Source organism: Actinomadura sp. 9N215 (assembly GCF_044326345.1).
Taxonomy (GTDB): Bacteria; Actinomycetota; Actinomycetes; order Streptosporangiales; family Streptosporangiaceae; genus Spirillospora.
Map to the genome: position 1 here is coordinate 13,764 of NZ_JBIRBA010000039.1, position 17,488 is coordinate 31,251.

Sequence of the window (17,488 nt, forward strand, 5' to 3'; positions counted from 1 at the left end):
CGCGTGCCGACTCTCATCGAGCCCCGTCCGCCAGGTCTTCGACCCAGACTTTCTGCAGCATGTGCCAGTCTTCGGGGTGGGCGGCGATGCCCTCCTCGAAGGCCAGTGCGAGCTCCTGGGTCATGGCCTGGATCTTCTCCTGTCTGCCGCCCTCGCCCGGTACCGGGATCTCCTCGTGGACGCGCGCCGCCCAGTACTCGCCCTCGTACCAGAGTGTCACGGGAATGAGCGCGGCGCCCGTCTGGACGGCGAGCGCGGCCGGAACGGCGGGCATCCGGGCGGTGGCGCCGAAGAACCGGACGTCGATGCCGCTCTCGGTCAGGTCGCGGTCGACGACGAGGCACACCGGCCTCCCGGCGCGGAGCCGCTGGGCCATGCGGCCGAACGCGGACGCGCCCTGGTGCGCGAGGACCTCCATGCCGAGCCCCTCCCGGAACTCGACGAACCGGTCGAACAGCGACTCGGGCCTGAGCCGCTCGGCGACGGTGGTGAACGGGTACCCGCAGTGGACGAGCCACGCCCCGGCGTGCTCGTAGTTGCCCATGTGCGGCAGGGCGAGGATGACGCCGCGGCCCGCGTCGAGGTTGTTGAAGATCTTCTTCTCGCCGGTGATCCGCATCCGGCCGAGGATCCGCGCCCGGTCGTACTCGGGCAGCCGGAACACCTCGAGCCAGTAGCGGAAGTACGAGCGCAGCACCTGCTTGCTGAGGACGCGGACCTCGTCGTCGACGGCGTCCTTGCCGAGGACGCGGCACAGGTTCTTCTCCAGCTGCCGGACGCCCGCGCCGTAGCGGTGCCAGGTGCGGTCGGCGAGCGCGGTGAACGCGAACCGGGCGGCGCCCTCGGGCATCTTCCGGACGACCGTCCAGCCGAACGCGTAGGCGGCTTCGGTCACCTCGTCGCGGAGCGAGTGGCGGGCGGGGTCCCGCAGGTCCGCGGCGCGTCCCCGCGGGCGGGGGGCGTTCACGGTCTGGGCTCCGGCGCGGCCGCGTCGTCCGCCTGCGAACCCCCGGGGTGACCGCCGGGCTGGGCGGCGGCGTCCCTGGCCTGGACGTAGACCGTCGCGAACCGCTGCCCGATCGTGACGGTGCTCAGCGCGGCGAGCGCCCACAGCGCGATCGCGAGGATGAACGGCACGCCCAGCCCGTCGAACCCGGCGGCGACCAGCGCGACGATGAGCCGCTCGGCGCGCTCGGCGATGCCGACGTTGCAGGTGTAGCCGAGCCCCTCAGCGCGGGCCTTGGCGTAGGACACCACGGCCCCGGAGACCAGGCAGTACAGCGCGACCCAGGCGAGGGTCTCCTGCCCGTCCCGGTACAGCCCGATCATCAGCCCGGAGAAGATCGCGGCGTCGGCGACCCGGTCCATCGTGGAGTCGAGGAACGCGCCGAACTTGGAGATCTTGCCGGTGACGCGGGCGACGGCGCCGTCCAGCATGTCGAACAGCACGAACGCGGTGATGACCATCGTGCCCCAGAAGAACTCGCCGCGCGGGAACAGGACGAGCGCGCCGGCGGCGACGCCGAGCGTCCCGACGACGGTGATGGCGTTCGGCGACGGCCCGATCCGCGCGACCGCGTGGCCGACGGGCGTGAGTGCGCGTTCCAGTCCGGGCCTGATCTTGTTGAGCATCGCCGTCCGTTCTGATGGTCTCCGGGGCGCCCGCCGTCCGGCCTGCGGGGCCGCCCGCCGCAGCGCGCCCATCGTAGTGCTGCGGGCACGCACCGGTGGTCAGGGCCGGGTTTGGGCCGCCACGCCGCGGACAGATCACGGTTGATTGCCCTTCACCCCTTGTGGTCCCGCGCGTCACGGGAAAAGGTGGTGGTACGGGTGTGACGTCGGTCACGCACGTTGGACGAGGTCGGACGCCGCACTCGGACGTCAGGGCCGGGCCCCCCGCGAGGGCCTGGGCCCCAACCGCACGCGGGCCCCGCACGTGCGCGACACGGCGGACCCGTCCGAGGAGGTAGTCATGGCGGACAAGGGAGGCCACCCGGGAGCCCCCGGCAGGGCACCGGAGGCCGGCGGGTGCGACAAGGTGCGCAATGTCGCGCTGGTCGGCCATTCAGGGGCCGGGAAGACGACGCTCGTGGAGGCGCTGCTCGCCGCCACGGGCACGCTGCAGCGGGCGGGGAAGGTCGAGGACGGCACGACCGTCAGCGACTACGACGAGGTCGAGGTGCGCCAGCAGCGCTCGGTGAACCTCGCGCTCGCCCCGTTCGAGCACGGCGGAATCAAGATCAATCTCATCGACACCCCCGGCTACGCCGACTTCGTCGGCGACCTGCGGGCCGGGCTGCGCGCCGCCGACGCGGCGCTGTTCGTGATCTCGGCGGTGGACGGCATCGACGGCCTCAGCCGGATGCTGTGGGAGGAGTGCGCAGCCGTCGGGATGCCCCGCGCGGTCGTCGTCACCAAGATCGACCAGCAGCGCGGCGACTTCGACGACGTGGTCATGACCTGCCAGGACGTCTTCGGCGAGGGCGTCGCGCCGCTGTACTTCCCGGTGAGCAACGGGGACGGGCTGAAGGGCCTCATCGGGCTCCTGACCCAGCGGTGCCTCGACTACTCCACCGGGAAGCGCACCGAGTGCGACCCCGACCCGGAGTACCTGGACCAGATCTCCGAGCAGCGCGCGACGCTGATCGAGGGGATCATCCAGGAGAGCGAGGACGAGTCCCTCATGGACCGGTACCTGTCCGGCGAGGACATCGACGTCAAGGCGCTCATCGAGGACCTGGAGACCGCGGTGGCGCGCGGCAGCTTCTACCCCGTCCTCGCGACGTCGGTGCCGCACGGCGACCATCCGGGCCCGGTCGTCGGCATGCTGGAGCTGCTGGAGATCATCACCCAGGCGTTCCCGTCCCCCCTCGAACACGGCATCCCCTCCGTGACCCCGGTGCGCGGCGGCCCGCCGAAGGAGGTCTCCTGCGACCCGGACGGGCCGCTGATCGCCGAGGTGATCAAGACGACGTCCGACCCGTACGTGGGGCGGATCTCGCTGGTCCGGGTGTTCTCCGGGACGCTGCGCCCCGACACGACCGTGCACGTGTCCGGGCACGGCATGGAGGACCGCGGCCACGAGGACCACGACGTCGACGAGCGCGTCGGCGCGCTGACGTCCCCGATCGGCAAGGCGCAGCGGACGGTCTCGTCCTGCATCGCGGGCGACATCTGCGCGGTCGCGAAGCTCACCCGCGCGGAGTCGGGCGACACGCTCTCCGACCCGGGCTCCCCCGTGGTCATGGCCCCGTGGTCGATGCCCGACCCGCTGCTGCCGGTGGCGATCCGGGCGAAATCCAAGGCCGACGAGGACAAGCTCAGCCAGGCGCTCGGCCGCCTCGTCGCCGAGGACCCCACGCTCCGGCTGGAGAACAACTCCGAGACGCGGCAGCTCGTGCTGTGGTGCATGGGCGAGGCCCACGCCGACGTGCTGATCGACCGGCTCAGGTCCCGGTACGGCGTCGAGGTCGAGCGGGTCGAGCTGCGCGTCCCGCTGCGGGAGACGTTCGGCGGGGCCGCCAAGGGCCTCGGCCGGCACGTCAAGCAGAGCGGCGGGCACGGCCAGTACGGCATCTGCCACATCGACGTGGAGCCGCTGCCGTCCGGTGAGGGGTTCGAGTTCGTCGACAAGATCGTCGGCGGGGTGATCCCCCGGCAGTTCATCCCGTCGGTCGAGAAGGGCCTCAGGCAGCAGATGACGCGCGGCGTGTCCGCCGGGTATCCGCTGGTCGACGTCAAGGTCACGCTGCGCGACGGCAAGGCCCACTCGGTCGACTCGTCGGACATGGCGTTCCAGGCCGCCGGGGCGCTCGCGCTCAAGGACGCGGCGAGCCAGGTGCCGATCCTGCTGCTGGAGCCGGTCGACGAGGTGGACGTGCTCATCGCCGACGACTACGTCGGCCCGATCATGTCCGACCTGTCGTCGCGGCGCGGCCGGGTGCTCGGCTCCCAGGCGGTGCCGGGCGGCCGCACGATGATCAAGGCGGAGGTGCCGCAGCTGGAGATCGTCCGGTACGCGATCGACCTGCGGTCGATGTCGCAGGGCACCGGGACGTTCAGCCGGACGTTCCTGCGCTACGAGCCGCTCCCGTCGCATCTGGCCGAGAAGGTCGCCGAGTCCAACGACGGCTGACCGTCCGGGCACGGGTGGGGCGGCCCGGTCCGACCGGGCCGCCCCACACGGCACACCGGGCGCGTACACCGCCCCAGTACGCCGGGGTACACCGGACGAGTAGGCCGCGCGGGGCGCTCCGCGCTGGAGTTCATCCTTTCGTCACCCGCCTCTCATCCCAGAGGTTGAGACAAGGTCGGCCGCCGGGGCGATGATCTTCGCGAATCGCCGTGTAACGCTTAATCCGCGATGGAAAACGCGGGGGAAGAACAGCGGCGCCAGGGGCCCGGCCGGCGCCGCTTCGTCAAGAGCCTGGGGCTCGCGGCCGGGGGCCTGCTGGCGGGCGGCGCCGGCGTCGTCACCGAGCAGGCGTGGAAGGACAGGCCCGTCCCGGCCTCGGCCGCGTCGGTGGAGTCCTGGCGGCCGCCGGGCTGCCAGGTCGACGTGTTCTGGTCGGTCGACACCAAGCGCCGCCTCGTCGCGCTCACCTTCGACGACGGCCCGATGGAGCGGTGGACGCCGCAGGCCCTCGACGCGCTCGACGCCGAGAAGGTGCCCGCGACGTTCTTCGTCGTCGGGAGCCGGCTCGTCCGCAACGCCGAACTGGTCCGCGGGCGGTTCGACCGGCACGAGGTCGGCAACCACACCTGGCGGCACGACGACCTGTCGAGGATGAGCCACAAGAGCGCCTACGAGTCCATCCACCGGACGCACGAGGCGATCGAGAAGGTCACCGGCCGGACGCCGACGCTGCTGCGCCCGCCGTGGGGGCGGCTCGGCGGGACGACCCTGCACGTCGCCGCCGAGCACCGCTACGACATCGCGCTGTGGTCGCTGCTGGTGCAGGACCGGCGGTTCGACGACCGTCCGTCCAAGCTGGTGGACTCCGTCGTCGACAACGCCGCGCCCGGCGCCATCGTCCTCGCCCACGACGTCGGCGCGCCGAGCCGGAAGGTCGCCGTCCAGGAGCTGCCCGCCATGATCCGCGGCCTGCGGGAGCGGGGCTTCGAGTTCGTCACCGTGTCGCAGCTGCGGCAGGCCGCGACGTCTCCCGCGGCGGGCGGGCCCGCCCCGCGGGGCAACGGGGCGGGAGACAAAGCGATCTTCGTACCGGGACGGCACGGCGGCTCTAGGGTGGGGTGATGCACATCCCGGCCCACCGCCTCGGCGCGTCCGCGAGGCTCTGGCGGTCCGTCGTCGCCGCGTCCGTCGTCGGGACGCTCCTCTACACCAGCGCCTACGGGGACAACGACGCCTTCCCGCTCGGGCCGATGACGCAGTTCGCGTTCGCGGTGAAGGACGACGGCGGCACGATCAACTCGTTCTGGCTGGAGGCCGACACCGCGGCGGGCCGGCGCGTGAAGCTGTCCATGGACGCGGTCGGGACGGGCATGAAGCGCGCCGAGATCGAGGGGCAGATGAGCCGGATCGTCCGCGATCCGTCCCTGCTCCAGGGGATCGCCGAAGGGCAGCGCAGGCTGCATCCCGGCGACCCGAGGCTGACCAGGGTGTACGTCGTGCAGGAGATCAAGACGTTGAAGCGCGGCAAGGTCGTGTCGGTCACGAAGCGGGACCGCGTCGTCTGGGACGTGCGGTGACCGCGGCGGCGACACCGGAGGCGCCGCGTCCCGTCCAGGGCGAGGCCGGGGCGCCCGCGGACGCCCCCGCCCGCACCGCGTGGGACCGCTGGTGGTTCGGGCCGGTGCCGCGGGCCCGCGTCGCGTGGCTGCGGATCATCGGCTACGTGTTCCTGCCGTTCGACATGCTGCTGCTGACCAGCAGCTCGCTGGCGCACGCGCGGCTGCCCGCGGACCTGTACCAGCCCGTCCTGGCCGGGCGGCTGCTGCACCTGCCCGCGCCCACGCCGTGGTCCATGTACACGCTGCTGGTGGTGACGATCGCGGCCGGGTTCGTCGCGGCGACCGGCCGGGTCCTGCCGCGGGCGTCCGGGTACGTCGCCGCGTGCGGCTACCTGTGGTGGGTCACGATCAGCATGTCGTACGGCAAGGTCGACCACGACCATCTGGCGCTCGTCGTGGCGCTGTTCGTCCTGCCGAGCGTCGGGCGCGCGCGGGTCGGCGACACGCGGAGCTGCGAGGCGTCCGCGTGGTCGGTGCGCTGCGTCCAGATCGGCGTCGTGGCGGCCTACTTCCTGTCGGCGTGGGCCAAGGTGCGCATCGGCGGGTTCCCGGCGTGGCCGAACGGCAACACCGTCCAGTGGGCGCTGAGCCGCCGCGGGACGCCGTTCGGGCGCAGCCTCATCGACCACTCGGCGCTGCTGAAGGCCAGCCAGTGGATCATGTTCGTCGCGGAGGCGACGTCCCCCGTGATCCTGTTCCTGCGCGGGCGGCCGCTGTACCTGATGGTGCTGTTCTTCGCGGGCTTCCACGCCGTCACCTACGCGCTGATGACGATCCACTTCCTTCCGCACGCGATCTGGCTGGCGGCGTTCCTGCCCCTGGAGCGGCTCACCGGGCTGCTGCCCGAGCGGCTGCGCGGCCGGACGGCGGACGAGACGCCCGCCACCGGTCAGCGCGAGCCCCTCCCCTCCTGACCGGCGCCGGGACGCTCCGCCGCCGGGAGCCTGCACGCGGCCGTCCCGCCGGGCATGCGGTGCCGGTTGACCGCGACGAGCCGGTAGGCGGCGTGCGCGGCCCAGCTCACCGGAGCGATCCGGATGGCGACGCCGAGCGCCCGCCAGGCGCCGCCGGCCTCGGTGAGCAGGCGTCCGACGGCGTCCGCGCCGCCGCTGACCCGGCCCAGCCGGTCGACCCACAGCACCTCGTGCTCGGCCCGCTCGACCGTCGTGCCGAGGTCGTCCAGGTCGGCGAACTGGAACGGGACGACCTCGGCCCGGACGGGCACGTGCCGCTCCAGGAACCGCGCCGAGGACGTGCAGAAGCCGCAGTCGCCGTCGTACACCAGCACCGGCCGGTCGCGCCGCCTGAGGGGGCTCATGAGGCGGGCCAGGCGTCGGCGAGCATCTGCCGGGTGTCGCGCAGCAGCTGCGGCAGGACCTTGGTGTGCCCGACGACCGGCATGAAGTTGGTGTCGCCGCCCCAGCGCGGGACGACGTGCTGGTGCAGGTGCGCCGCGATGCCCGCGCCCGCGACGAGGCCCAGGTTCATGCCGACGTTGAAGCCCTGCGCGCCGCTGGCCTTGCGCAGCGCCGTGAGGGCCTGCCGCGTGAACAGGGCGAGCTCGGTGTACTCGGGCTGGTCCAGGTCGGCGTAGTCGGCGACGTGCCGGTACGGGACGACCATGAGGTGCCCGGAGTTGTACGGGTAGAGGTTCAGCACCGTGTACACCGACGCGCCGCGGGCCACGACGAGGCCCTCCTCGTCGGGCAGCTTCGGGATCTCGCAGAACGGGCAGCCGTCGCCCGAGCCCGCCCCCGTCGGCTTGTTCTCGCCCTTGATGTAGGCCATCCGGTGCGGGGTCCACAGCCGCTGGAATCTGTCGGGCTCGCCCGCGCCGCCCCGCTCCTCCTCGAAGCGGGGCCCAGGCTCGTTCTCTGCGCTCAAGGCGGCGGTCTCCTTTTGTTCACGGCCTGACCAGCAGCATAGAGAGCCGCGGCCGGGAGGCAGTAGCCGGGATCCCCGGCGGGAGCGCGCGGAGGACGCGCCCGCGATCGCATCCGTGCGTGACGCCGCGCGGGTCCCTCCGCCACCATGGTCACTCCACCGAACCCCAGGGAGCGATCATGACCGGGCTCGACAAGGGCTTCACCGGTAGTGGCGAGCCGCGGCCTGAGCCCGGTGCCAGGCCGTTCTTCCCCGGTCCGGCGGTGCGCGGCGGCACGGTGCCGCCGCCGGGGACGCCGCTCCCCGCGCCGCCCGCCGCGGCGGGCCCGGCCGTGACGTCGGGCGCGAACGCGCTGCCGATGACCCTGCAGGGCTCGCCGGGCGACATCACCACCGGGGTGGACGGCCGCGTCACGATCGAGAACGGCGTCATCGGGAAGATCGCCGCGCTGGCGGCGCTGGAGGTCAGCGGGGTCGCCGCGCTCGTCCCGCGCCCCGGCGGCGCGGGGGGCGGGCCCGACGCCCCGGGCGGCGCGCGGGCGCGGGCGGGCGTGCGCGTCGACCTCGACGAGGGCGCGGACGAGGTCACCCTCGACGTCGCCATCGCGGTCGAGTACGGCGCCGTCATCAAGGACGTCGCCAGGATGGTGAAGGCGAACGTGGCGCGGGTCGCGGGCCTGATGCTGGGGATGCGGATCACGGCGGTCAACGTGTCGGTGCAGGACGTCCAGGTACCGGACGCCCAGCCCGCGCCCGGCGCACAGCCCGCACCGGGCGGTCAGGCCGCACCGGGCGGTCAGGCCGCGTCCCACGGGCAGGCCGCGCACGGCGGTCAGGCGGCGGCGCGGGCGTAGCAGGTCTGCATCGCGACGCCGACCGACACCGTCGTGACCTTGACGCGCTGGACGAGCCGCGGCGCGACCCCCGTGAAGTGGAACGTGTGCGGCCCGCCGCCCCGGACGGTCGTCTGCTGGGACGCGGGCGCCCGCCCCCCGTCCAGGGACATCTCGGCCCGGATCGCCCCGCTGGCGGAGACGGCGACGACGACGTCGACCCCGTCGCGGACGGCCCGGTAGTACGCCGTGCCCCGCGGGCACCAGGTCGCCTCGGCCGACCCGTTCTGCTCGGGGATCCGCGGCCCGCCGCCCTGCTCGCCCGGGTACGGCCCGCCGCCGCGGTCCTGCGGCGGCGCCGGGCGCGCCGGCCCGGCGGGCAGGTCGCTTCCGCCGGGGCCGCCCGGCTGCCCGCCGGTCGGCGCGGCGGACGGATCCGCCGAGCCCCGCGCCCCGGCGGCACCGGCGTCGCGCTCGCCGTCGTCCATCAGGGGCATGAGGAGCACCACGAGCGCGGCCGCCGCCAGCAGCACGGCGCCGCCGTAGCCGCCGACCCGGACCCAGCGGGACCGGGACCAGCGGGACCCGGGCCGCCGCACCGGCCGCCCGGGTCTCGTCCGCCGTCCCGTCAGCACGCGCGCCGTCAGATCTGGACGCGCGCCTCGACCGCCTTGACGATCTCGTCGACCGCCTCGGCGATGGGGACGCCGTTCTTCTGCTCGCCGTTGCGGTACCGGAACGACACCGCGTCCTTGGCCACGTCGTCGTCGCCCGCCAGCAGCATGTACGGGATCTTCTGCTTCTGCGCGTTGCGGATCTTCTTCTGCATCCGGTCGGACGAGGCGTCCACCTCGACCCGGATCCCGCGCTCGCGCAGCGCGGCGGCGACCCCGTCCAGGTGCGGGACGTGGTCGTCGCCGATCGGGATGCCGACGGCCTGCACCGGCGCGAGCCACGGCGGCATCGCGCCCGCGTAGTGCTCCAGCAGCACGCCGAAGAACCGCTCGATCGACCCGAACAGCGCCCGGTGGATCATGACGGGCTGCTGCCGGGTGCCGTCCGCCGCCTGGTACTCCAGGCCGAACCGCTTGGGCTGGTTGAAGTCGACCTGGATGGTGGACAGCTGCCAGGTGCGGCCGATGGCGTCCTTGGCCTGCACGGAGATCTTCGGGCCGTAGAACGCGGCGCCGCCCGGGTCGTCGACGAGGTCGAGGCCGGACTCCTCGGCCGACCTGCGGAGCGCCTCGGTGGCCTCCTCCCAGTCGGCGGCGTCCCCGATGAACTTCGGCGAGTCGTCGCGGGTGGACAGCTCCAGGTAGAACTCACTCAGCCCGTAGTCGCGCAGCAGGTCGAGGACGAAGGCGAGCAGGTCCTTCAGCTCGTCGCCCATCTGCTCCTTGGTGCAGTAGATGTGCGCGTCGTCCTGGGTCATGCCGCGGACGCGGGTGAGGCCGTGCACGACGCCGGACTTCTCGAACCGGTACACCGACCCGAACTCGAACAGCCGCAGCGGCAGCTCCCGGTAGGACCGGCCGCGCGCCCGGAAGATCAGGTTGTGCATGGGGCAGTTCATCGGCTTGAGGTAGTAGTCGCCGCCGTCGACCTCCATGGGCGGGAACATGTCGTCCTTGTACCAGCCGAGGTGGCCCGAGGTCTCGAACAGGTCGCCCTTGGTGATGTGCGGGGTGTTGACGAACTCGTAGCCGCTCTGCTCGTGCCGCCTGCGGGAGTAGTCCTCCATGACGCGGCGGACGACGCCGCCCTTCGGGTGGAACACGGCGAGGCCGCTGCCGATCTCGGGCGGGAAGGAGAACAGGTCGAGCTCGGCGCCGAGCCTGCGGTGGTCGCGCTTCTCGGCCTCCTCCAGGAACCTCAGGTACTCGTCCTGCTTCTCCCTGGACTCCCACGCGGTGCCGTAGATCCGCTGGAGCTGCGGGTTCTTCTCGCTGCCGCGCCAGTACGCGCCGCCGGACCGCATCAGCTTGAACGCGGGGATCACCCGGGTGGACGGCAGGTGCGGGCCGCGGCACAGGTCCTTCCAGCGCAGCTCGCCGGACTTGGCGTCGAGGTTGTCGTAGATGGTCAGCTCGCCGCCGCCGACCTCGACGTTCGCGCCCTCGGCCGCGTCCCCTATGGCGTCGTCCGAGCCGCCGGAGCCCTTGAGGCCGATGAGCTCCAGCTTGTAGGGCTCGGCGGCCAGCTCGGCGCGGGCGTCGTCGTCGGAGACGGGACGGCGGGCGAACCGCTGCCCCTGCTTGACGATCTCGCGCATCCGCTTCTCGACGCGCTTGAGGTCGTCGGGGGTGAACGGCTCGGCGACGTCGAAGTCGTAGTAGAAGCCGTTCTCCACGGGCGGGCCGATGCCGAGCTTCGCCTCCGGGAACAGCTCCTGGACGGCCTGCGCCATGACGTGCGCGGCGGAGTGCCGCATGATCGCCCGTCCGTCGGCGGAGCCGATCTCGACGGGCTCGACCGCGTCGCCGTCGCGCAGCTGGGACGCGAGGTCGCGCAGCTCGCCGTCGACCCGGGCCGCGATCACGGTGCGGCCGTCGGCGTCCAGCGCCTGGCCCGCGGTGGTGCCCGCCGGCACCGCCCGCTCGCCGCCGTCGACGGTGATGCGCAGCTCGGACACGGATTCTCCTCGTGGTGATGGGCCGGGATCAGCGGGTTCCGATGGTATCCACTCGGGGTGGCTCCCGGACGCGTCCGGATTCATCTTCGGCTCCTCTCGTGCCGGAGGGCGCCGAGGCGGTCCCGGTCAGCGGCCCTGGAAGGCGCAGCCCCTGAAATGCGAAGGGCCCCGGGATCGCTCCCGGGGCCCCACCGCGTGCAATGTCAGGACATGCCGCCGTCGCGCCGGGAGTGACCCGGCGTCGTCGTCTCGAACACGTGCGGCATGGATTCAGCGTAACCGATGGGGGCGAGGCGGCGCACGGCCGTAAAAGCGCGGGCTCAGGTGCTGGCTCGGGGGGCGGCGAGGTCGTCCATGTCCTCCAGCTCGCGTCCCTTGGTCTCGGGGACGGCGCGGATCACGAACACCAGCGCCAGGACGGACGCCACCGTGTAGACGCCGTACGCCAGGCCGAGGGAGAACCCGGAGATGCCGGGGAACGTCGTGGTGATCACCCAGTTGGCGAGCCACTGCGCCGCCGCGGCGACGGCGAGGGCGGACGCGCGGATGAAATTGTTGAACATCTCCCCCAGCATCACCCAGACCACCGGGCCCCACGTCGCGGCGAACGAGGCGACGAAGACGTTGGCGGCGACCAGCGCGACGGGCCCGGCTAGGTCGCCGAGGCGGGGATCGCCGTCCACGACCGGGGCGGTGGCGAAGCAGATCGTCAGCAGGCCGAGCGAGACGGCCATTCCGGCGGCGCCGCCGAGCAGCAGCGGCCGCCGCCCGACCCGGTCGACGAGCGCGATCGCGACCAGCGTGAACACGACGTTGACCAGCGAGTTGATCACCGAGGTGAGCATGGCGTCGTCCTCGGAGAACCCGACGGCCTGCCACAGCGACGACGAGTAGTAGAAGATCACGTTGATGCCGACGAACTGCTGGAACACCGACAGCAGGACGCCCACCCAGACGATCGGCAGCAGCCCGAGCCTGCGGCCGCGCAGGTCGCCCAGGCGGACGGGCCGGTCGCTGGCGATCGACCGCTCGATGTCGCCGATCTTGGCGTCCACGTCGCCGTGCCCCATCACCCGGGCGAGGACCTGCCGGGCGCGCGCCACCTCGTGCTTCTTCACCAGGTACCGGGGCGACTCGGGGATCATCGTGGCGATGAGGCCCCACAGCACGGCCGGGACCATGGCGCTGGCGAACATCCACCGCCACGCGCCGCCGCCCCAGGGGAACGTTCCGGTCGCGCCGCCGTCGGACACCTGGGCGATGACGTAGTCGACGACGAGCGCCGCGAAGATGCCGAGGACGATCGCCATCTGCTGGAGCGAGCCGAGCCGTCCGCGCAGCGCGGCGGGCGCGATCTCGGCGATGTAGGCGGGCGCGATGACGGACGCCGCGCCGATGGCGACGCCGCCGACCAGGCGCCAGAACGTCAGGTCGACCGGGTTGACCGCCAGCGCGGAGCCGAGCGAGCTGAGCACGAACAGCAGGGCGGCGAGGTGCATCACCCGGACCCGGCCGACCCGGTCGCTGAGCGGCCCGGCGAACCAGGCGCCCGCGGCGCAGCCGAGCAGCGCGGCCGACACGACGAACCCGACGGCGAAGCCGCCAAGGCCGAACGTCTCCTTGAGCGCGTCGACCGTCCCGTTGATCACCGAGGAGTCGTAGCCGAACAGGAATCCGCCGAGGGCGGCGGCGCCCGCGAGGAGCACGGCGGTGGCGACGGAGTGGGACGGCGCGTCCGGCCCCCGCCCGTCCGGCGGGCGCCCAGTCGCCCGCGGGTCGTCCGCGGGTCTCGGTCCGCCGTCCGGTGTCGTCATGGGGGCTGATCTTCCCCCGGAAGCGGACCTTAGTCGCGGACGGCGATCCCGAGGACGTGCGGCGACGCCGGGTTCGCCCGGCTGGACGCCGGGAACTCGAAGTGCCGCTCCTCCCGTACGGTGAAGCCCGAGCGGGCGATCCACTCGTCCGTCGGGCGGGTCAGGCGGCAGCCGGCGGCGAGGAACGGCCACACCACGTCGGCGTAGCGCTGGAACCGCACCTTCCCCGGCGTCCGGCCGCGGACGTGCTCGTAGTAGCGCAGCTCCCCGCCCGGCTTGAGGACGCGCCGCAGCTCGGCGAGCGCGCGGACGGGATCGCGCACCGAGCACAGCACGAGGGAGGCCACCGCCACGTCGAAGGAGGCGTCGTCCGCGTCGAGGGCCTCGGCGACGCCGGGCCGCACGGTGACGGGGACGGGCGCGCCGGCGGCGGAGCGGGCGGCCCGCGCGCGCAGCCGCGGCTCGGGCTCGACGGCGACGACCTCGGTGACCTCGGGCGGGTAGTGCGCGAAGTTGGCCCCGTATCCGGCGCCCACCTCCAGCACGCGGCCGGACGCGCCCGCGAGCAGCTCGGCGCGGTGCGCGTCGCCGCCCGCCTTGGCGCACCCGGCGTCGAGGCGCGGATAGAGCCGGGCGAAGATCGGATGGCTGAGGTCGCTCATTCCCGCAGTCTCCGTCGCCCCGGCGATCATCGCAAGATCACCCGCCGGGGCGCGCCGGACGGCGGCGGACGCCTGATACCAGGGAGGCGGGTCGCATCTCCCTCCACCGGGGCAGGCCGTTCCCGCGCAGGTCGTTCTAGGCTCGACGTCAAATGAACGATCTAGAACACGGCGCGCACGGGGCCAGGCCGCGGCTGATCGCCGGCGTCCGCGCCGCGCTCGTGCCCGGACGCGACGACCCGGCCGTCACACTGCTGCCCGGGAACCTGTCGCTGCGCATCCCGATCCTGGCGCTCCTGCTGGCGATGACGATCGGCTTCACCGCCGGGTCCATCGCGATCGCGATCGTGGAGTACCACGTCAAGCCCGGGCTCGCCTGGCCGCTCGGCGTGCTGCAGGCGACTCCGCTGATCTTCGCGGCGCGGTGGCCGCTCGCCGCGTGGCGGGTCGCGGCGGCCGGGCTGCTGCTGACGGTGTTCGTCCGCCACGGGACGGGCTTCATGCCGTGGCCGGTCACCGCGATCCTGGCGCTGATCGTCATCCTGTTCTTCACCGGGGTCGGCGCCGACCGGCAGACGACCGTCGGGGTCGGCACGGTCACGATCGCCGGGGTGCTGGTGCCCGCCGTGGTGTTCGGGATGCCCGGCTGGTTCGGGATGATCCTCGCCGGGATCGTGGCCGTGGCGCTGACGTTCGGCGACGCGGTCGGCGGGCGGCACTCGGCCGTGGAGGAGCTGCGCAGACGGGAGGAGCAGCACCGGCAGGACCTCGCCCGGCAGGCGGTGCTGGAGGAGCGCGCCCGCATCGCCCGCGAGCTGCACGACGTGGTGGCGCACCACATGTCGGTGATCGCGATGCAGGCGGAGGCCGCGCCGTTCAAGATCCCCGACCTGCCGGACGCGGCGAAGCAGACGTTCGGGGTGGTGCGGGACGCGGCGCGCGAGGCGCTGACCGAGACCCGCCGCGTCGTGGGGCTGCTGCGGTCCGACGACGAGGGCGCCGAGCGGGCCCCGCAGCCCGGCCTGGACCGGCTGGACGAGCTGGTCGCCGCGGCCCGCCATTCCGGGCTGTCGGTGGCGACGGTCGTCGTCGGGATGCCGCGGCCGCTGGACGCCGGCGTGGACCTGTCGGCGTACCGGATCGTCCAGGAGTCGCTGAGCAACGCGTCCCGGTACGCGCCGGGCGCGCAGGTCCATGTCGAGATCAAGTACGGCGCGGAGGCGCTGACGGTGTCGGTCGTCGACGACGGGCCGCGCAGCACGCCGGCGGAGTCGCAGGGCGGCGGGCACGGCCTGGTCGGGATGCGCGAGCGTGTGACGATGCTCGACGGCCGCTTCGACGCGGGCCCGCGCGCCGAGGCCGGCTGGTCGGTCGTCGCCGAGTTGCCCTACGGGGACACGGATTGATCTAAAGGGCCCGTAGGGTTGGGGCCGTGACCATTCGGGTGCTGATCGCCGACGACCAGGTGATGATCCGCGACGGGCTCGCGGCGCTGCTGTCCTCCGACCCGGGGATCGAGGTGATCGGGCAGGCGGGCAACGGCCGCGAGGCGGTGGAGATGGCCCGCCGGCTCGACCCGGACGTGATCGTCATGGACATCCGGATGCCGGAGATGGACGGCCTCGCCGCCACCGCCGAGCTGGTCGGCGAGCCCGACCCGGACGCCGACCCCGCCGGGGCGCGGCCGAAGGTCCTCGTCCTCACGACGTTCGACCTGGACGAGTACGTGTACGAGGCGCTCGGCTCCGGCGCGAGCGGGTTCCTGCTGAAGGACGCGTCCGCCGCCGACCTGGTGAACGGCGTGCGGGTGGTGGCGGGCGGCGACGCGCTGCTCGCCCCGTCGATCACGCGGCGGCTGATCGGCGACTTCGCGCGGCGGCGCCGCCACCAGCGGCCGAGCCCGAAGGCGACGGCGGCGCTGACGCCGCGGGAGCTGGACGTGCTGCGCCTCATCGCGCGCGGGCTGTCCAACGCCGAGATCGCCGGGGAGCTGGTGCTGGCCGAGCAGACGGTCAAGACGCATGTCGGGCATGTGCTGACCAAGCTTGCGCTGCGCGACCGCACTCAGGCCGTCGTCTACGCCTACGAGAACGGCCTCGTCGGCTGACCCCGTCCCGGGCGCTCGGCGGTCAGCGGGACGGGTCGAGGACGAGCTTGCCGGACGTGCGGCGGGCGCGCAGGTCCTCGTGGGCCCGCCTGGCCTCGGTGAGCCCGTACTCACCGCCCGCGACGACGCGGAGGCGGCCGTCGGCGGCGAGGCCGAACAGGTCGTCCAGCGCGGTGCGCATGACGTCGCCGGGGAGCTGGAAGACGTGCGCCAGCCACATGCCCGCGATCGTCGTGGAGTGCGCCATCAGCGCGGCGGGACGGACGGGCGACGGCTCCGTCCGCGACGCCATCCCGTAGAAGGCGAGCCGCCCGAACGGCGCGAGGGCGCGCAGGCTCTGGTCGGTGACCGTCCCGCCCGTCATCTCCAGGACGGCGTCGACGCGCCGCCCGCCGTTGGCGTCGATCAGCGCGGCGGTGAGGTCGGGCTCGTTCGCGTCGACCGCGGCGTCGGCGCCGAGTTCGAGGGCGAGGCCGCGCTTGGCCTCGGACGAGGCGGTGGCGATGACGCGTCCGGCGCCCCAGGCCTTGGCGAGCTGGACGGCGATCGTCCCGACCCCGCCCGCGGCGGCGTGCACGACGACCGACTCGCCCGGCTCCAGGTGGACGCTGCGGCGCAGCAGCAGCCACGCCGACGCCCCCTGGACGATCATGCCGAGGGCGGTGACGTCGTCGACGGCGTCCGGGACGTCCCACGCCAGCGCCTCGGACGCGACGGCCTTCTCCGCGTAGCCGCCGGTGCCGACGAGCGCGACGACGCGTCTCCTGTTCGCTGGGCCGTCCCCCGTGGTGCCGACGACCTCGCCGCCCGGCACCATCGGCAGGGTGGACGGCGACACGTAGCTGTTCTCGGCCTGGTGGGTGTCGGCGTAGTTGACGCCCGCCCGCGAGACGTCGATGAGCAGGTGCCCGGGTCCCGCCGACGGGTCGGGCAGCTCGGTGACGTCCAGGACCTCGGGCCCGCCGAACTCGGTGATCTGTATCGCGCGCATGGTCCTCCTGCCGTGGTCTGTGTTCAGCGGGGGCCGGGGACGCCGCGGAACCTGAACGGCTCCGGCGGGCGGCCCGGCACGACGTACCAGGCTTCGCCGGTGCCGTCCGCGTCCAGGATCCGCATGAACGCGTCGACGACGTCGTCCACGTCCAGGATCGGGAACCCGGTCTCCTGGAGATGCCCCTTGAGCGGGACGAGGATGCCGGTGTCGGCGAACGACGGGCACAGCGCGTTCACCCGGACGCCCTCGCCGGCGAACGCGGGGCCGAGCGCGCGGACGAGTCCGACCACGGCCGCCTTGTTCGCGCCGTAGACGGGGTCGAACGGCGTCGCGGTGAGCGCGGCCATGCTGGCGGTCGCGACGATGTCGCCGCCGCCGCGGGCGCGGATCGCGGGCAGCGCGGCGTGCGCGCCGAACACGACGCCGTCGAGGTTGACGCCCATGGCGCGCCGGTACGCGGCGAGGTCGAAGTCGTCGCCGACTCCCCCGCCGCCCGCGACGCCGGCGTTGAGGAACGCGACGTCCAGCCCGCCGAAGCGGCCGACGGCGGCGGCGACCGCGGCCTCGCTGTCGCCGGGTTCGCGCACGTCGCAGGGGACGAACGCGCCGTCCAGCTCCTCGGCGAGCGCCGCGCCGGCCGCCGCGTCGACGTCGGCGAGGACGACCCGGGCGCCCTCCCGGGCGAGCCGCCGCGCCACCGCCGCCCCGATGCCGTTGGACCCGCCGGTGATCAGGGCGACCTTCCCGGACCCGTCGAACCCCGCCATGGGGACTCCCTCATGAAGTAACTGACTCGTCAGTTACCCTA

At 73.4% G+C, this 17,488-nt stretch carries 17 protein-coding genes; 7 read left to right on the forward strand and 10 right to left on the reverse strand.

Features of this window, described 5'->3' with window-relative positions:
* Window positions 1-13: 13 nt before the first annotated feature.
* Entirely contained in the window at window positions 14-967 is a 954-nt protein-coding gene (locus ACH34T_RS40400; RefSeq protein ID WP_396026300.1) for a phosphatidylinositol mannoside acyltransferase, read from the reverse strand.
* Window positions 964-1,632, reverse strand: a complete 669-nt coding sequence (pgsA, locus tag ACH34T_RS40405) for a phosphatidylinositol phosphate synthase (protein WP_396026301.1) — start codon at window positions 1,630-1,632, stop codon at window positions 964-966. The genes ACH34T_RS40400 and pgsA overlap by 4 nt, the downstream gene beginning before the upstream one ends.
* A 340-nt stretch (window positions 1,633-1,972) precedes the next feature.
* Between pgsA and ACH34T_RS40410 the strand changes: the two genes are divergently transcribed.
* From ACH34T_RS40410 to ACH34T_RS40425, 4 genes are all read left to right on the forward strand, one after another.
* Window positions 1,973-4,135, forward strand: coding sequence for an elongation factor G-like protein EF-G2 (locus ACH34T_RS40410; RefSeq protein WP_396026302.1), 2,163 nt, complete (start codon window positions 1,973-1,975; stop codon window positions 4,133-4,135).
* Window positions 4,136-4,363: 228 nt separating this feature from the next.
* Window positions 4,364-5,257: a polysaccharide deacetylase family protein gene (locus tag ACH34T_RS40415; RefSeq protein WP_396026303.1), complete on the forward strand. Its 894-nt coding sequence runs from the start codon at window positions 4,364-4,366 to the stop codon at window positions 5,255-5,257.
* On the forward strand, window positions 5,257-5,712 hold the full coding sequence (locus tag ACH34T_RS40420) for a hypothetical protein (protein ID WP_396026304.1): 456 nt from the start codon (window positions 5,257-5,259) through the stop codon (window positions 5,710-5,712). Before ACH34T_RS40415 ends, ACH34T_RS40420 begins: the two co-directional genes overlap by 1 nt.
* On the forward strand, window positions 5,709-6,668 hold the full coding sequence (locus ACH34T_RS40425) for a hypothetical protein (protein ID WP_396026305.1): 960 nt from the start codon (window positions 5,709-5,711) through the stop codon (window positions 6,666-6,668). The genes ACH34T_RS40420 and ACH34T_RS40425 overlap by 4 nt, the downstream gene beginning before the upstream one ends.
* Here the strand turns inward: ACH34T_RS40425 and ACH34T_RS40430 are convergent.
* On the reverse strand, window positions 6,644-7,072 hold the full coding sequence (locus tag ACH34T_RS40430) for a thiol-disulfide oxidoreductase DCC family protein (protein WP_396026306.1): 429 nt from the start codon (window positions 7,070-7,072) through the stop codon (window positions 6,644-6,646). The two genes, ACH34T_RS40425 and ACH34T_RS40430, sit on opposite strands and share 25 nt — an antisense overlap.
* Window positions 7,069-7,638: an HIT family protein gene (locus ACH34T_RS40435; RefSeq protein ID WP_396026307.1), complete on the reverse strand. Its 570-nt coding sequence runs from the start codon at window positions 7,636-7,638 to the stop codon at window positions 7,069-7,071. Before ACH34T_RS40435 ends, ACH34T_RS40430 begins: the two co-directional genes overlap by 4 nt.
* Before the next feature lie 179 nt (window positions 7,639-7,817).
* Here ACH34T_RS40435 and ACH34T_RS40440 point away from each other — a divergent pair, with 179 nt between their 5' ends.
* Window positions 7,818-8,492 carry an Asp23/Gls24 family envelope stress response protein gene (locus ACH34T_RS40440; protein ID WP_396026308.1) on the forward strand — a complete coding sequence of 225 codons (675 nt, stop codon included), beginning with the start codon at window positions 7,818-7,820 and terminating at the stop codon, window positions 8,490-8,492.
* Here the strand turns inward: ACH34T_RS40440 and ACH34T_RS40445 are convergent.
* The 4 genes from ACH34T_RS40445 to ACH34T_RS40460 form a co-directional block, all read right to left on the reverse strand.
* Window positions 8,471-9,106 (reverse strand): hypothetical protein, encoded by a 636-nt coding sequence (locus ACH34T_RS40445; protein WP_396026309.1) that lies wholly within the window; start codon window positions 9,104-9,106, stop codon window positions 8,471-8,473. The two genes, ACH34T_RS40440 and ACH34T_RS40445, sit on opposite strands and share 22 nt — an antisense overlap.
* Window positions 9,107-9,114: 8 nt before the next feature.
* On the reverse strand, window positions 9,115-11,103 hold the full coding sequence (thrS, locus tag ACH34T_RS40450) for a threonine--tRNA ligase (protein WP_396026310.1): 1,989 nt from the start codon (window positions 11,101-11,103) through the stop codon (window positions 9,115-9,117).
* Window positions 11,104-11,423: 320 nt separating this feature from the next.
* Window positions 11,424-12,917 (reverse strand): sugar porter family MFS transporter, encoded by a 1,494-nt coding sequence (locus ACH34T_RS40455; RefSeq protein ID WP_396026311.1) that lies wholly within the window; start codon window positions 12,915-12,917, stop codon window positions 11,424-11,426.
* Window positions 12,918-12,946: 29 nt separating this feature from the next.
* Window positions 12,947-13,579 (reverse strand): class I SAM-dependent methyltransferase, encoded by a 633-nt coding sequence (locus tag ACH34T_RS40460; RefSeq protein ID WP_396026312.1) that lies wholly within the window; start codon window positions 13,577-13,579, stop codon window positions 12,947-12,949.
* Window positions 13,580-13,731: 152 nt separating this feature from the next.
* On the opposite strand from ACH34T_RS40460, the gene ACH34T_RS40465 reads away from it, so the two are divergent.
* Both ACH34T_RS40465 and ACH34T_RS40470 read left to right on the forward strand, forming a co-directional pair.
* Complete coding sequence (locus tag ACH34T_RS40465) at window positions 13,732-14,985, forward strand: histidine kinase (RefSeq protein ID WP_396026313.1); 1,254 nt, start codon at window positions 13,732-13,734, stop codon at window positions 14,983-14,985.
* Between the two features lie 26 nt (window positions 14,986-15,011).
* Window positions 15,012-15,686 (forward strand): response regulator, encoded by a 675-nt coding sequence (locus tag ACH34T_RS40470; protein ID WP_396026314.1) that lies wholly within the window; start codon window positions 15,012-15,014, stop codon window positions 15,684-15,686.
* Between the two features lie 22 nt (window positions 15,687-15,708).
* On the opposite strand, the gene ACH34T_RS40475 is transcribed toward ACH34T_RS40470, so the two are convergent.
* Both ACH34T_RS40475 and ACH34T_RS40480 read right to left on the reverse strand, forming a co-directional pair.
* On the reverse strand, window positions 15,709-16,677 hold the full coding sequence (locus ACH34T_RS40475; protein WP_396026315.1) for a zinc-binding alcohol dehydrogenase family protein: 969 nt from the start codon (window positions 16,675-16,677) through the stop codon (window positions 15,709-15,711).
* A gap of 23 nt (window positions 16,678-16,700) precedes the next feature.
* Complete coding sequence (locus tag ACH34T_RS40480; RefSeq protein WP_396026316.1) at window positions 16,701-17,447, reverse strand: SDR family oxidoreductase; 747 nt, start codon at window positions 17,445-17,447, stop codon at window positions 16,701-16,703.
* Window positions 17,448-17,488: the final 41 nt, after the last annotated feature.

Excerpts from the sequence above, each read along its gene's own strand:
- pgsA (WP_396026301.1), bottom strand. The coding sequence starts at position 1,632 with ATGCTCAACAAGATCAGGCCCGGACTGGAACGCGCACTCACGCCCGTC.
- ACH34T_RS40410 (WP_396026302.1), top strand. The coding sequence starts at position 1,973 with ATGGCGGACAAGGGAGGCCACCCGGGAGCCCCCGGCAGGGCACCGGAG.
- ACH34T_RS40415 (WP_396026303.1), top strand. The coding sequence starts at position 4,364 with ATGGAAAACGCGGGGGAAGAACAGCGGCGCCAGGGGCCCGGCCGGCGC.
- ACH34T_RS40420 (WP_396026304.1), top strand. The coding sequence starts at position 5,257 with ATGCACATCCCGGCCCACCGCCTCGGCGCGTCCGCGAGGCTCTGGCGG.
- ACH34T_RS40430 (WP_396026306.1), bottom strand. The coding sequence starts at position 7,072 with ATGAGCCCCCTCAGGCGGCGCGACCGGCCGGTGCTGGTGTACGACGGC.
- ACH34T_RS40440 (WP_396026308.1), top strand. The coding sequence starts at position 7,818 with ATGACCGGGCTCGACAAGGGCTTCACCGGTAGTGGCGAGCCGCGGCCT.
- ACH34T_RS40455 (WP_396026311.1), bottom strand. The coding sequence starts at position 12,917 with ATGACGACACCGGACGGCGGACCGAGACCCGCGGACGACCCGCGGGCG.
- ACH34T_RS40460 (WP_396026312.1), bottom strand. The coding sequence starts at position 13,579 with ATGAGCGACCTCAGCCATCCGATCTTCGCCCGGCTCTATCCGCGCCTC.
- ACH34T_RS40465 (WP_396026313.1), top strand. The coding sequence starts at position 13,732 with ATGAACGATCTAGAACACGGCGCGCACGGGGCCAGGCCGCGGCTGATC.
- ACH34T_RS40475 (WP_396026315.1), bottom strand. The coding sequence starts at position 16,677 with ATGCGCGCGATACAGATCACCGAGTTCGGCGGGCCCGAGGTCCTGGAC.
- ACH34T_RS40480 (WP_396026316.1), bottom strand. The coding sequence starts at position 17,447 with ATGGCGGGGTTCGACGGGTCCGGGAAGGTCGCCCTGATCACCGGCGGG.